Source organism: Synechococcus sp. MIT S1220 (genome assembly GCF_047303025.1).
GTDB lineage: Bacteria > Cyanobacteriota > Cyanobacteriia > PCC-6307 > Cyanobiaceae > Parasynechococcus.
Map to the genome: position 1 here is coordinate 1,046,799 of NZ_CP138939.1, position 12,492 is coordinate 1,059,290.

15 protein-coding genes and 1 tRNA gene are annotated in these 12,492 nt (G+C 54.9%); 4 read left to right on the plus strand and 12 right to left on the minus strand.

The genetic code is table 11. The features are described 5' to 3' along the window. Both SIB64_RS04965 and SIB64_RS04970 read right to left on the minus strand, forming a co-directional pair. Entirely contained in the window at positions 1-255 is a 255-nt protein-coding gene (locus SIB64_RS04965) for a hypothetical protein (RefSeq protein ID WP_413442186.1), read from the minus strand. A 29-nt stretch (positions 256-284) separates the two neighbouring features. Further along, a complete protein-coding gene (locus tag SIB64_RS04970; protein ID WP_413442879.1) occupies positions 285-1,511 on the minus strand; it encodes a lipid-A-disaccharide synthase-related protein in 1,227 nt (408 codons plus the stop codon). Positions 1,512-1,565: 54 nt separating this feature from the next. On the opposite strand from SIB64_RS04970, the gene SIB64_RS04975 reads away from it, so the two are divergent. Beyond that, positions 1,566-1,636: transfer RNA gene (locus SIB64_RS04975), tRNA-Cys, on the plus strand. A gap of 124 nt (positions 1,637-1,760) precedes the next feature. On the opposite strand, the gene SIB64_RS04980 is transcribed toward SIB64_RS04975, so the two are convergent. From SIB64_RS04980 to SIB64_RS04995, 4 genes are all read right to left on the minus strand, one after another. After that, the gene (locus SIB64_RS04980; protein ID WP_413442187.1) at positions 1,761-1,892 is read right to left on the minus strand and encodes a hypothetical protein; all 132 of its coding nucleotides are present in this window, start codon (positions 1,890-1,892) and stop codon (positions 1,761-1,763) included. A 638-nt stretch (positions 1,893-2,530) separates the two neighbouring features. Further along, entirely contained in the window at positions 2,531-3,010 is a 480-nt protein-coding gene (locus SIB64_RS04985; RefSeq protein WP_413442188.1) for a hypothetical protein, read from the minus strand. Between the two features lie 339 nt (positions 3,011-3,349). After that, positions 3,350-3,865 (minus strand): hypothetical protein, encoded by a 516-nt coding sequence (locus SIB64_RS04990; protein WP_413442189.1) that lies wholly within the window; start codon positions 3,863-3,865, stop codon positions 3,350-3,352. Further along, positions 3,865-4,047, minus strand: a complete 183-nt coding sequence (locus tag SIB64_RS04995; protein ID WP_413442190.1) for a hypothetical protein — start codon at positions 4,045-4,047, stop codon at positions 3,865-3,867. Before SIB64_RS04995 ends, SIB64_RS04990 begins: the two co-directional genes overlap by 1 nt. Here SIB64_RS04995 and SIB64_RS05000 point away from each other — a divergent pair. Next, positions 4,046-5,029: an aldo/keto reductase gene (locus SIB64_RS05000; RefSeq protein WP_413442191.1), complete on the plus strand. Its 984-nt coding sequence runs from the start codon at positions 4,046-4,048 to the stop codon at positions 5,027-5,029. The two genes, SIB64_RS04995 and SIB64_RS05000, sit on opposite strands and share 2 nt — an antisense overlap. Positions 5,030-5,038: 9 nt before the next feature. Here SIB64_RS05000 and SIB64_RS05005 read toward each other — a convergent pair whose 3' ends face one another. Together SIB64_RS05005 and purM are read right to left on the minus strand one after the other, a co-directional pair. Then, complete coding sequence (locus SIB64_RS05005) at positions 5,039-5,659, minus strand: histidine phosphotransferase (RefSeq protein ID WP_413442192.1); 621 nt, start codon at positions 5,657-5,659, stop codon at positions 5,039-5,041. Between the two features lie 121 nt (positions 5,660-5,780). Beyond that, the gene (gene purM / locus SIB64_RS05010) at positions 5,781-6,818 is read right to left on the minus strand and encodes a phosphoribosylformylglycinamidine cyclo-ligase (RefSeq protein WP_413442193.1); all 1,038 of its coding nucleotides are present in this window, start codon (positions 6,816-6,818) and stop codon (positions 5,781-5,783) included. Positions 6,819-7,150: 332 nt separating this feature from the next. Here purM and SIB64_RS05015 point away from each other — a divergent pair, with 332 nt between their 5' ends. Continuing rightward, the gene (locus tag SIB64_RS05015; protein WP_413442880.1) at positions 7,151-7,720 is read left to right on the plus strand and encodes a septal ring lytic transglycosylase RlpA family protein; all 570 of its coding nucleotides are present in this window, start codon (positions 7,151-7,153) and stop codon (positions 7,718-7,720) included. Positions 7,721-7,731: 11 nt separating this feature from the next. Beyond that, complete coding sequence (locus tag SIB64_RS05020) at positions 7,732-9,237, plus strand: bifunctional pantoate--beta-alanine ligase/(d)CMP kinase (RefSeq protein WP_413442194.1); 1,506 nt, start codon at positions 7,732-7,734, stop codon at positions 9,235-9,237. Here SIB64_RS05020 and SIB64_RS05025 read toward each other — a convergent pair. From SIB64_RS05025 to cpcA, 4 genes are all read right to left on the minus strand, one after another. Beyond that, the gene (locus SIB64_RS05025) at positions 9,221-9,694 is read right to left on the minus strand and encodes a low molecular weight protein-tyrosine-phosphatase (protein ID WP_413442195.1); all 474 of its coding nucleotides are present in this window, start codon (positions 9,692-9,694) and stop codon (positions 9,221-9,223) included. The two genes, SIB64_RS05020 and SIB64_RS05025, sit on opposite strands and share 17 nt — an antisense overlap. Positions 9,695-9,732: 38 nt before the next feature. Further along, positions 9,733-11,091 (minus strand): HEAT repeat domain-containing protein, encoded by a 1,359-nt coding sequence (locus SIB64_RS05030; RefSeq protein ID WP_413442196.1) that lies wholly within the window; start codon positions 11,089-11,091, stop codon positions 9,733-9,735. Between the two features lie 201 nt (positions 11,092-11,292). Continuing rightward, on the minus strand, positions 11,293-11,883 hold the full coding sequence (locus tag SIB64_RS05035) for a chromophore lyase CpcT/CpeT (RefSeq protein WP_413442197.1): 591 nt from the start codon (positions 11,881-11,883) through the stop codon (positions 11,293-11,295). A 74-nt stretch (positions 11,884-11,957) separates the two neighbouring features. Further along, positions 11,958-12,446: a phycocyanin subunit alpha gene (gene cpcA, locus SIB64_RS05040; protein ID WP_413442198.1), complete on the minus strand. Its 489-nt coding sequence runs from the start codon at positions 12,444-12,446 to the stop codon at positions 11,958-11,960. Positions 12,447-12,492 lie beyond the last annotated feature (46 nt).

Genomic DNA, 12,492 nt, shown 5'->3' on the forward strand with positions numbered 1-12,492 from the left:
TCAGTCCTCGAGAAGGAAGTTCCCGTCGCCTTCTGTGCTGCTCAGCAGTTCATCGAGGCGTTCACTGGTGTCGGAATCCCGACTGGCCTCATCAAGCATCTGCTGGGCGAGTTCTCGGCGTCTGATCGGATCCCTGGTTCCTTCTTTGGCTGCGGTCTGATCCACGCGACGACGTGCACTGGCCAGGCTGATGCCCAGCAGACTGGCCAGTTCGGCGCAGATTTTCACGTAGGCGTGATCCTGGATCGCGGCCATTCGAATTGATTTGCTCAGGGGCTGAAGGATCAGTATCCGCTTCCACGCAGTCGATCCAGCACCAGACGGGCCAATCGATCACTTCCACCCGCCGGGCCCATTCGAGCTTTTCCGAGTCGACCAAGGCGATCCCGCAGCTGGGGGTTCTGCAGGAGGTCCTGCAATTTTTGGCGAAGTTCGGCTGAATCCCTGCAGGGTTGGACAGCTCCACCCAGAAGCCTGCTCTGGCGTCGCGCGAAGCTCCATTTGAACTGGGGGCCTGGGCCGGGCAGGGACAGGGCGGGAATGCCCAGGCCCACGAGTTGTTCAGTGGCTGTTCCTGCGGTGGCCAGTCCGACGTGCACCCAGCCAGCCCAGCGGGAGAAGCAGCGCCTACCAATTAAAACGAGCAGGGGCCCTCGAACCCAGCAGGCTTCCGCACCGAGCTGATCTGAGGGTGAAAGGCTGCGACGAAACCCACGGGTTTCGAGGGTCTGTTCGAGATCAGTCAGCGGAGGTTGTTGGCCTACCGCGACCAGCAGTGCCATGGGCTGTGTACTGTCCATTTGGACTGGCCCTTCCATCAGCCGCCTGAAGTTTCGCGCCGCCTCAGGCATCCGACTCCCACAGAGAACCAGGACCCTGTGACATCGCTCGAGGGCTGCTGGTACAGCCCCACGTGTCAATCCATCCATCATTGGATTGCCTGGCGAAAGGGCAGGAACTCCATGGCGGCGTAGTCCGCGTGCGGTGATGTTGTCGCGCATCGCCACCAGCTGGCAGCGTCGGGACCGCATCAACATCCATTCCCAGGGATCCCATTCACTGCCTTTGAATCGGTGATAAGCATCGCTGAGGTTGCGTCCAGGTCCACTGCGCCAGGTGTAGTCGCTCTTCGGGGTGCCGACGAAACCGAACCGGGCGCCGCTGCTGCTGGCCATGAGCAGTGGCAGCAGATCTCCTACTGCAATGAGAACGCGTCCTTGCCTGGCTAGTCGTTTCAATACTCTCCACTGCCTCCAGCTCAGAAGGGGCAGTCCGGCTAGGAGATCGCGTAGTAAGCCCCGCAGGCTCTGGTTGCTGAACCCCCCGCTCGGAAGCGCTGCTGGTGGGCCCACACGACGCAGCCATCCCTCCTGAACCGCCTGCTGGAAGGCTCCTCCTTGTCCCACCAGAGGGAGCACTTCGCAGGTCTGTAGAGGGTCCTGTCGATGGATTGCCTCAAGAATCTTTAAAGCGATCAGATCTTCTCCATGGCCGTTGGAGAGCACCAGCAGGGTGCTTTCGCGACGACTGATACCATCCTTTCGAGGGCGAGGATCGTCCCCTCTGGCGGCATGGCCAAGTGGTAAGGCAGAGGATTGCAAATCCTTTATCCCCAGTTCGAATCTGGGTGCCGCCTTCGAGAGACTCCCCAAGACATCAGATCGAGGCTGATGTGTACGCGATGCATTGCGGAAGGCCAGTGGCGTGCATGAGGAAGTTGAATCAGATCAATTGAATTGGTGTTGAGGAGTCTCCCAGATTCACGTCTTGTCGAGAGGCAGAAAGGTCTCTCTGGAGAATCGTGGCCATCGATCTGTGCTCGTGAGCGTCCAGGTTTCGAAGCAGTGCGCCAAGTCATGCTTCGCAGCCTCGTTGTATTCCTCGGAGATCATCTAAGCCAGGATTCCGTGATGCTCTTGGGATGGAGAACAATGATGCCAGGGTTGTTAGTGATTCTCATCCAGTGCTGCAGGCTTAGAAAGATAAAGGGAGCAGCATCCTTTCGGATTTGGCAAGGTCCTTTTCAACAATTTACATAGTTTCTTGGACTACACCTCTTGATTTTTCTACTTGAATACAAAGAGCTTGGTGCCAAGCATTTTCAAACCTTTTTGAATGTATTTGAATCGTTCAGCACCTCTCTGACTGCCGTCTGAATAAGCCGAAACAGAAATCCTCAGAGGCTATTGATCAGTTCAGGCGTTTTCCCATCGTGTCATTCGGCGACTCGCCCATTCGTCAGTATGGCGATCAAGGCGATTCATTTGTCGATTCTTTGACTTTGCATGGCTGTCTCTTGTCTCAAGAGCGATGGAGACCCCTTGAAGAACAATCATATTGGACAGTAGAAACCAGACTCCCTCGGCGAACACATTGGTGCGGTGTCTTAGTTCCTTTTGAGGAGCATTCGCTTGCACTGCAACGTTGAGTGCCGCATTGTCCCTAAGTGGCCATCAGCCGAAATAGCATGACATCCCCATGCCGTAGATGGTTGCAAGAATGCCGATCGTTTTTCTCATTACGATTTCAATCACCCCTTCATGATCCTCCCGCCAAGGCAGGAGTCTGAAATTGCCCAAAATCCTGCTGCAGCCTTGAGAAGGTCGCGGTTCCCCCTAAAGATCCCTGGCTGGTCAGGATGGCTCCAGGACCAGAGTTTCGATGCCAGGCCAACAAACAGCATCCTGTTCGTTTCTGAAGGCCGCGGCTGACGGCGGAGAGGATTCCAGTGCTGAGCATCCTTGAACAGCACGGAAATACCTTTGCTGCTTTCGTGCCGGTCATTAAATGACCACCAAACCTCCACATATCCCTTCGTTTGGCCTGTCTGGAATGTGCCAAGTCGTTGCCCGTCTTGTGTCAGTTCACCTCTCAGTGACAAGGCTGTGCGCTCGTTCAGAAGTACCTCAATCCCTGGACTCTCCTCGCTTTGCAACCTGCAAATCATTGGCAGCGGAATCGCTGTCGTCTGCCCATTGGCAGCGAGAAGGACGGAAAGGAACGGATTCATGGGCGTACATCGTTGTTGCTCGGAACCGTCATCGTGTTGATCGAAGTGTGATCACATGCTGTTGATCCCAGATCTGCGCGAACGTGTCTGAGACCGCATGATTCAACCGTGGCTGCGGAATGCTGATGTGTCGAGTCGCATCGCTTTAGACGTAGGAAAGCTCTGTGAACCCGGTGACGACGAATGACGGAATCAACATTGGAGGAATAGATGGTTCTCAAAGTATTTCTATCTGACCCTTTACTGAGCGGATGCCTGGCCCGATAGCGAGAATTGAATCTTAGAAAGGCTCCATTTTTTCATCCCAATCATCCATGCGATGTGAGTGTCAGATCGCTTTCAAAGGTCTGCTTCTGCGTTGAGTGTCTGCCCAGATCTCGTGCGGCTGCTGCAGCGGATTTGTTGATCGGCCAACTGGCAATCTCCCTGCATTGCTCGGGCCTGGGGCAGCTGTACCGGTAGCCCCCTCGCATCGAAGTGAGCAGTGGATGCACTGATCACCTCGGCGATCCATGGGTGGCCGAGCAGCTGGCAATCTCCCTGATCACATTTGAGAGGGCGGATGGTTTGGGGATGTCTGGTGATGAATGTGTATCGAATCGTTGTATCCGGTTCTTGGCCTGCTCCCGTAAAACGAATGCGGAGCCCTGTGTCTCCTCGCTGGGCGAGCTGAAGAACGTTGCATGTTCTGAGCGTGCCGTTCTGTTCGAGCCTGCATCGACGCACCGAGGTTTCGAAGCTGCCGTAATTCAAGTCTTGGTCTGCAGATCGTCGCGCTTCGTTGGCGTTCGTGGCCGATTGGCTGATCCAGAGCAGCGCCGATCCCAAGACAGTAAGCAGAAGCGATGGGTGCATCAGTAGTCGCTGTCTGCAACGCACATGCCCAAACAACGGATGCCGTTTGAGGCAGTGCGGCGACAGTGCTGACACAGAACGCGTTCGTTCTCCCCACCCTGCAGAGGGACCCGGGATGGGGAATCTTCAGTCGCTCTTGGTGGATCGCCTGGCATGGCTTGAGTCGGAGGTGGCACGATCATGGCTTGCAGCGGCGTCATCCGGTTGAGCGGCATCGGTTTTGGTACCTGGGCCTGGGGGAATCAATTGGTTTGGGGCTACGACTCCAGCCGGGACGATCCGGGATTGGCCAGGACATTTCATCGCGCTATTGAAGCGGGGCTGACCCTGATCGATACAGCCGACTCCTACGGGACGGGGCGGCTCAATGGTCGTAGCGAAGCACTACTTGGGGCGTTCATCGAGGATTTGCCGCCACCATTGCGATCCCGTCCCAGTGTTGCGACGAAACTGGCACCTTTCCCATGGCGGATTGGGCGGCGAGGGATGGATCGTGCCTTCAACGCCAGCCAAATGCGGCTGAAGGGTCATATGCAGCGGGTCCAATTGCACTGGAGTACGGCCCGTTACGCGCCCTGGCAGGAGGATGCCTTGCTGGATGGTTTGGCGGATCTGGTGCTTGCTGGCCGTGTTCTGGAGCTCGGTGTCTCCAACGTCGGACCTCAGAACCTGACTCGCATGCACAAGAGGCTGATCCAACGGGGGGTGCGCCTGAGCAGTGTGCAGATTCAGTTTTCTTTGCTGGCTCCAGGCGATTCACGGCTGCGTCAACTCTTGGCTCAAGCACGAGAGCTTGAGGTTCAGGTTTTGGCCTATAGCCCATTGGCTTTTGGGATTCTCTGCGCCGCTCCAGATGCAGGCCTGTCATCAACCACGCGGCTGCGCAGACGACTGAATCGTCGGCTTCTGCCCGCTAGTAGGGAGCTGCGGGAAGGTGTTCAGGCCATTGCGATGGACCGCGGTGTTTCAGCTGTCCAGGTGGCGTTGAATTGGTGTCGATCCCACGGAACGACTCCGATACCTGGGATCAGGACCCCTGAACAGGCGACGGATGTGGCTGGGGCACTGGGTTGGTGTCTCTCTAACCACGAACGTGATTGCCTTGATCGGTTGAGGAGCGAATGCAACGAGCGAATGCCAAACAACCCATTTCAGAGTGCCTGATCCCTTGATTCAAGCTCCAGCCGCGTTCTCCTCAGGGTCGGGACTCACAACGACGGGAAGACTCGCGTTGTCTTGACGAAGTGGAACAACCTTGTCGGGCTTCGGCTCCTCTTTGGGTGGTGCCTGCCGTTGTTCGCAGGCGGTCAAAGCCTCTTGAAGAAGCGAGTCGAATGTGGCTCCTGGCAGCCGATGACGGGCAACTTCGAGAAATGTTCGAGGCAGAGATTCGCCCGCTGCGTCTCGTAGGGCAGGGTTGTTTCTCCGTTGTTCCTGTTCCTCCTGGATCGCGCGGATGAATCGCCGGGTGACATCCCGTTTTGTTGTGGCCTTGATCAGTGTGTCTCGATCTTGAATGGAGGGTCCCGTCTCCTGCTCTAACTCTGTGATTCTGCGCTCAAGACTGACGAAAACTTCCTCCGCTTCCTTGCCGATATGGGCGAGCTGACCGTCAGAAAGATAGGGCATGTCTGCCACGAAAACCTTGCCGTGATCCCTCAGAGTTAAAAAGGTTGGCCGTGGCCCCTGCCGGTGACCGGATGGTCCATGGCCAGGATTGAGGGGCCGTCGAGGCGGAGTGGGACCCGCAGACGAGCGACGTCGAGTGGTGCGTTGATTTTTATCAAAAGGCATCGGAATAAACCGGATGTATCGGCGCTGCTATCGGAGACGTGCCCCGATGTGCTGGTCAAATCTTAAGTGACGCCTTGTTAGGTCGTTCTCCGAACAAGAGTTTTGTTGAAATCCGATGCATTCAGGTTGGGACTCCGAGCAGGGTCGGGCTCGATGCATCCTGCTTCGCGAAGATTTCTCCGATCACCCAGGCTTGGTATCCCGTCTGACTGCAGATATCCAGTGTGATCTGCTTCTGCTCTTCAGGCACAACAATGCAGAAGCCGATGCCGAGGTTGAAGGTGTGCCACATGTCCCTTTCCGGGATCGCCCCATGATGCTGCAGCCAATTGAACAGTTCTGGTCGGCTCCAGCTTTCGCTTCTGATGGAGGCACCCACATCTGAAGGGAAGCAGCGGGGGAGGTTCTCTGGCAATCCTCCACCAGTGATATGGGCCATCCCGTGAATCGCGACCGCTTGCTTCTGCAGGGATTGCACTAGGGACGGGTAGAGCCTTGTCGGCGCAAGAAGATCCTGGAGCAAAGGGCGGCTGTCGGGCCCATAGGTCGTCGTTTCATCCGCGTTCGCTGCGTTCAAGACGCGTCTCACAAGGCTGTAACCGTTGCTGTGCACCCCAGTGCTGGCGATGCCGAGAATCTGGTCGCCGGCCTGGATTTGTCGACCATCGATCAGGTCGGGTTCGTCCACCACTGCGACGCAGAAGCCAGCCAGGTCATAGCGACCCTTCGGATAGAACCCTGGCATTTCCGCGGTTTCTCCGCCCAGCAATGTGCACCCGCTGTCGCGACATCCCGCAGCAATCCCTTCAACCACCTCAGCCATGGCTTCCGGCGTCAGTGATCCGGTGGCCATGTAGTCCAGAAAAAACAGCGGCGCTGCGCCGGATGTGATCACGTCGTTCACGCACATCGCCACGAGATCAATGCCAACGCCGTGGTGCTGCCGTTGATCCTGGGCGAGTTCCAGCTTTGTGCCAACGCCATCCGTGCCGGAGATCAATAGGGGCTGGCGTAAACCCTTTGGGAGCCGCATGATGCCACCAAAGCCGCCGAGGCCTCCCACGACTTCCGGCCGGTGGGTTGACTCCACAGAACTGCGGATGCGTTCGACAAACGCTCTTCCGGCTTCCACGTCAACGCCCGCAGTCTTGTAGTCCATAAACCTTCCCAGTGATTCGATCCTGCATCGGCACCGTGAACGTGCCGGTTGTTCGAGCGTCTCGCCCTTGATTAGCGAGGCTTTTCGCAGATATCAGCCCCGCTGATTTTGATGATCTGCGTCTATTCCCTTCAGATCTCTGTGGTGAATTACGGAATGGAGAGTCGGAGATCGTTCAGTGTGCTGAGTTCAAGCTCGTAGTGGGTGAACTTGGCAGGTTTGCATTCCGTAGTTTCCGGATGTCTTTGAAACGTTGAAGCCAACCCGTCTGTCAGATCGCATTCCACGAACTAACAGCGGCTTGGCTGCCTGTTGTGCCGAGTCTTTTTTCTCTGTTGAGCCTCCCTGGTCTTGCTGCAGCCGGCCTGGTGTTGATTCCTGTTGTTGCTTCAGATTTCGACGCTCGTGACACAACGGATCCATTGGATCCAATGGTTTATGCCACGACCTCAGTGGACCGATTGGAACCGCCATCCACGGAAAACGCATTCCCATCTCCAACGCAGCCTCAGACATCCAAAGCCACACCCCTGCCTTCGACAGATCAGCAGACACTGCATGCTCTTCCTAACCCGCCAAAAGCCAAGCGAAACGAAACACCTCAAGTGATTCGTGTCGTTACAGGCGAAGCCAGTTGGTATGGCCCCGGCTTCTATGGAAATCGCACCGCCAGTGGCGAGGTTTACCGTCCCGGAACCATGACTGCTGCTCACCGCAGCCTTCCCTTTGGAACCCAAGTTCGGGTCACCAACCTCTGGAACGGTCGTTCGGCCGTGATCAGGATCAACGATCGCGGTCCGTTTGTTGACCATCGCATCATTGACCTCGGTCACGGTGCGGCCAATTCCCTTGGATTGACGTCTTCAGGAATTGCCAAGGTCCGCATGGAGATTCTGCGCTGACACTTTCTGTTTTGAAGACGAATTCAGAGCTCCGGGCCTGGTGCAGCAATGCATCAGGCCCTCTGCATTTCGTCCCAACGATGGGCAGCCTCCATGAGGGACATGCCCAGCTGATGCACGCAGCTCGCTCCGCTGATTCCGCTTCAGTTCTCGTCAGTATTTTCGTCAATCCGCTGCAGTTCGGGCCCGGCGAGGACTTCGATCGCTACCCGAGATCTCTGAATGCCGATCTTGCACTGGCTGAATCCTGCGGTGTTGGAGCCGTCTGGGTTCCTGATGTCGATGCGCTGTATCCCAATGGATTTCGCAATGTGTTTCGCCTTCAGGTACCCGACGCCTTGCAACGACATCTCTGCGGTTCGCAACGTCCTGGCCATTTCGATGGCGTGGCCACCGTTGTGTCGCGACTCCTGGCCCTGGTTCAACCCGATTGCCTTTTCCTTGGCGAAAAAGATTGGCAGCAGCTGGTGATTCTCCGCTCCATGGTCCAGAGCATGGGGCTCCCAATCTCCGTCCAGGCTGTCCCAACCGTGCGCGAGTCGGATGGTTTGGCGATGAGTTCCAGAAATCGTTACCTCTCGAGGGCTGAGCGTCAACGGGCCGTTGCACTCCCCCAGCTACTCAGCAGGATGGCCGCCGAATCTGTTGATGCGGTTCGCACGGACCTGGGCTTTGCCGGCTTTGAGGTTGAGTATGTAGAAAGAGTCGACCCTGTCAGCCTGCAGCCCTGCGGTCTGGACAGTGCGATTTCGCTTCTGGCCGCGGCAGTGCGATGTGGCTCGACCCGCTTGATTGACCATGTTTTTCTGATGTCCCGCAAGCCCCTTGTCGCCATTGATGGTCCAGCCGGAGCCGGTAAGAGCACGGTGACCCGGGCATTCGCTGAGCGGATGGGACTGATTTATCTCGATACCGGTGCCATGTACCGCTCGGTGACATGGCTCGTACAGAACAGGGGTGTAGACCCCGCTGAAGCCGCCGCCATCGAGCCTCTTCTCACCGATCTGGATGTGCAGCTTTGCTCTTTGCCGGGAGGGGAGCAGCAAGTCCTTGTCAATGGGGAGGATGTCAGCAAGGCGATTCGTTCACCGGACGTCACCGGCTGTGTGTCAGTGGTCGCCGCCCATCGTTGTGTGCGGCAAGCGCTCACCCGTCAGCAGAAGGCGATGGGACAGCAGGGTGGGTTGGTGGCGGAAGGTCGCGACATCGGAACGGCTGTTTTCCCAGACGCAGATTTGAAGGTTTTTCTCACGGCTTCGGTGGCTGAAAGGGCCAGACGCCGTGCCCTTGATCTGCAGCAGCGGGGATTTCCAGTGCCTGATCATCAAGTCCTGGAGAAGCAGATTGCTGAACGCGATCATCTCGATAGCACCCGCGTGGAGGCACCCTTGGTTCAGGCTGAGGATGCGATGCAGCTTGTTACCGATGGAATGAGTATTGAAGCGGTGATTCAAGCTCTTGTGGAACAGTTCCGCATGCGTGTTGCCGAGGAAGCCTGGCCTACGCCGACGGGCTGAGTTCGTTGAGGAGGTTGCAGCAGGCGTCCTCCAGCAAATCGATTACATGTTCAAAACCGGCGTCTCCTCCGTAGTACGGATCAGGGACCTCGGTTTCACTGAAGCGGGTTGCGTAGCTCAGGATTGATTGAATGTTGGCTTTGGACCGGCTTCCGGCTTCTCGTGCCAGCCCTTTCACCGCCGCGAGATTGTCGGAGTCCATCGTGAGGATCAGGTCGAAATCATGAAGGTCATCGAGGCTGATCTGGCGGGCACGGCTGGGCAGTTGGATCCCGCGGCGGTTTGCTGCCGCCTGCATGCGCCGGTCGGCAGGGTTGCCGACATGCCAGCCTCCCGTCCCTGCTGAATCCACGACGAATTGATCAGCGAGGTTGCGTTCCTCAAGAAGGTGAAGGAAAACTCCCTCGGCAGCAGGAGAGCGGCAAATGTTGCCAAGGCAGACGAACAGCACCTTCATCGCTTAACCGGACGTTTTTTGTTGCTTTGGAGGTGAGGTTAGGTGGTGCTGGTTGTTGTGCTCAATGCTCGACGCATCCTTGTTCTGACGACTAAATCCATTTCGCTTTCTTCTGCAAGCATCAGAATATTTCTAACAGCTGAGGTCTGGAGATCTTCTAGGGCCAAGACTGCGCTGTATCTCAAACCCCAGTCATCAGGGTACTGCAGGGTCCATTTCAATTTCTCAAAGATGCTGTCTTGGATCTCGGATGGATTGTGTTCAGATCGGCCAATGAAACCCAGAGCTCGGGCTGCAACGCGTCTGATATTTCCCTGGCAATGGTTGCCAATTTCAACTCCGATCGCATCGATTAGAGCAGGTAAGAATTTGCTGTGAGCGGACGCTGCCATGGCTTTGATCAACCCCATCTTGATGTCCTGATCGGATTCAGCGAAATAAAGTTCGGCGAGATCTGTGGATTGGACATGTTGACTAAGTCCCTTAATTCCCGCCTCACGAGCTTGCAGTGATGGACTTTTAAGCAATTGAAAAAGGTCGATTAACGTCGTATTTTCTTGTACGTTATTGCTTGGTACATTTCTATTTTCTTGAGTTTTGCTTTGATCTAAGAGGAGATTTCCAGAAAAGTTTTCCTCTACCAGTTGATCAAGCTTGTTGAATAGTTGTTTTTTTTGGTGTGTGCAGTTGTTGCTGTCCTGTTCGCTTGCGCTTTCAAGTGAAGTGTTAAGAATGGATTTAATGGCAAACATTTTGATGTTGTTTGGGATGTTTGCATTGAGCAACTCGTTGGTGCATTCAATTGTGGCAATTCTTGCAAGGTCAAAGGCTGCTGATTGTCGGACGAACCGATTTTCGTGTTGGAGCAGTTGGAAGACCGTGATAAGAAACTTTTGTTTGCCTGTGTAGGCGTAAAAGTATGCAGACGTAGCGCTCACAATTCGTTCTGAGGGGGAATTTAGAAAGGGCCTGAGTTTCTCGCATACTCCCCAGTTTTTGTACGATGTGAACGCTTCGATTAATGCTTCAATTGGCTTGTCTTGAATGTCTCTATCAAGGTAATTGGTTAGTGCCTCAAGGCAAGGAGCTGTTTTCATTTGGATCAGCGATCGAATTGCTGCCTCATGCAATTGGATATCATCTGTTTTAAGAGTTTCTAGTAGATCTGATGTGCAACTCAGGTCTCCGATCATTCCTAGTGAGCGAGCCGCTTGACGTCTCAACGGATAGCCACCTGCTGAAGTCCTATCGCGGTGATCCTGAAGGCATGCAATTAAGTGTGGGACGGCAGAACTGACTCTGTTTTTGCCAAGCCACCATGCGGCATGGTACCGAACTCCAGCATCCTGGTGATCGAGGGCATCGAGAGCTGTTTGCGCAGAATTGATCAGGCTCAAGGTCGTGATCGTCGCATGGAGATCGTCCTCTCTAGATTAAAGGATTGATTCTTCAGGTTGTTTGACCCCTCACGCCAAATCAGGTGGGCAAGCTTTTCTTTCATGGCTATGGGGAGCAATTGTTACTTAGTTGAAAATATTAGAGCTGATCTTTTTGAATCAACAAAGTTTGCTTTGTGGTGTGGGTTGGATTGGATTTGTTCAGCTCCAACTTGCTGGGAGTTCTGAGCCCCAGTCAGCAGTCCGAAGAAAGCGGAATTCTCCGGCGATGGAACCCCAGCAACGTTCATGGGTGACCGGATCGTGTCCACGGTCCAAGGTTAATAGCGTGTCTCCCTGGAGATGAAACGAACTGACGAGATAAGTTTTCTTCCCATCTCGTTCCACAATGCATCTGCAGCCTGGTTCTAGTTTGCCCTGATAACCATTGGCTTGTTCGTTGACTTGGTAGTGGCAGTGATCCATGCAGATCAGATCATTGTCTTGAATCTCGAGTCGTCGTTCTGGATCAAATGTTGCTGTGTAGAACTGATCAGGATTGCGAAAGCTGTGGTTCCAGAGCTTGATCACTCCTGGTTTCAGTTCCTCGGCTCTGATCATGCGAAGCCGATAAGGATGTTTAGGGTCAAGGGCATAGGTTTGTTCTAGTAAAATCGAACCAGATTGTAAATGTTCGATCGGTCGATAACGGAGAAAAATATGGGCATAAAAAGGAGGATTGTCCAAGGCCTGCTTCTGGTTGCTGTATTCGCCACAGAGAAGCTTGAGAAAACGCTGAACAGAGGGTTTCATCGAAGGGCCTTTGATGAACATGAAAAAGCCCCCCATGGGGGGGCTTCTGGGCTGATAGAACGCTCCTGTTTGAATCAGGTGAGGGCGTTGATGGCGTAGTCGATGTAGCTGTTGGCTTCCGAAGCTGCATCACCAGACAAACCATGGCTGGATTTGATGTGCTTCAGAGCTTCCACATACCAAGAAGGGGACAGCTCAAATGTGCGGTTGATTTCTGCCAAACCAGCGATCAAATAATCATCCATGGGGCCTGTACCGCCGGACACCAAGCAGTAGGTGATCATGCGGAGGTAGTAGCTGATATCACGAGCACATTTCTCTTTGCCGCGTGAATCCGCTGCATAGTTAGCACCCTCCATTTGCGTCGTGAAGGGGTACTTCGTGTAAACAGCAGATGCTGCTCCGGAGACGAGACTGTCGGCCTTGCTGGTGAGAGCCTTGGCAGCTTCGAGGCTGGCCTTGGCACGACCAAAGCGACCAGAAGCAGCCTGAACTTCGGTGTTGCTTAGAAAGCGACCCTGGGAATCAGCTGCTGAAATTGCCTCGGTGAGGGGGGTTTTCATGATCAGAAAAGAAATGTTTGTGACGGTTAGAGCTTCTGCCTAGTGA

Bases quoted from the DNA above. Each gene is read 5' to 3' on its own strand.
- SIB64_RS04965 (WP_413442186.1), bottom strand. From the start codon at position 255: ATGGCCGCGATCCAGGATCACGCCTACGTGAAAATCTGCGCCGAACTG.
- SIB64_RS04980 (WP_413442187.1), bottom strand. From the start codon at position 1,892: ATGATCTCCGAGGAATACAACGAGGCTGCGAAGCATGACTTGGCGCAC.
- SIB64_RS04985 (WP_413442188.1), bottom strand. From the start codon at position 3,010: ATGAATCCGTTCCTTTCCGTCCTTCTCGCTGCCAATGGGCAGACGACA.
- SIB64_RS04990 (WP_413442189.1), bottom strand. From the start codon at position 3,865: ATGCACCCATCGCTTCTGCTTACTGTCTTGGGATCGGCGCTGCTCTGG.
- SIB64_RS05000 (WP_413442191.1), top strand. From the start codon at position 4,046: ATGGCTTGCAGCGGCGTCATCCGGTTGAGCGGCATCGGTTTTGGTACC.
- SIB64_RS04995 (WP_413442190.1), bottom strand. From the start codon at position 4,047: ATGATCGTGCCACCTCCGACTCAAGCCATGCCAGGCGATCCACCAAGA.
- SIB64_RS05005 (WP_413442192.1), bottom strand. From the start codon at position 5,659: ATGCCTTTTGATAAAAATCAACGCACCACTCGACGTCGCTCGTCTGCG.
- purM (WP_413442193.1), bottom strand. From the start codon at position 6,818: ATGGACTACAAGACTGCGGGCGTTGACGTGGAAGCCGGAAGAGCGTTT.
- SIB64_RS05025 (WP_413442195.1), bottom strand. From the start codon at position 9,694: ATGAAGGTGCTGTTCGTCTGCCTTGGCAACATTTGCCGCTCTCCTGCT.
- SIB64_RS05035 (WP_413442197.1), bottom strand. From the start codon at position 11,883: ATGAAACCCTCTGTTCAGCGTTTTCTCAAGCTTCTCTGTGGCGAATAC.
- cpcA (WP_413442198.1), bottom strand. From the start codon at position 12,446: ATGAAAACCCCCCTCACCGAGGCAATTTCAGCAGCTGATTCCCAGGGT.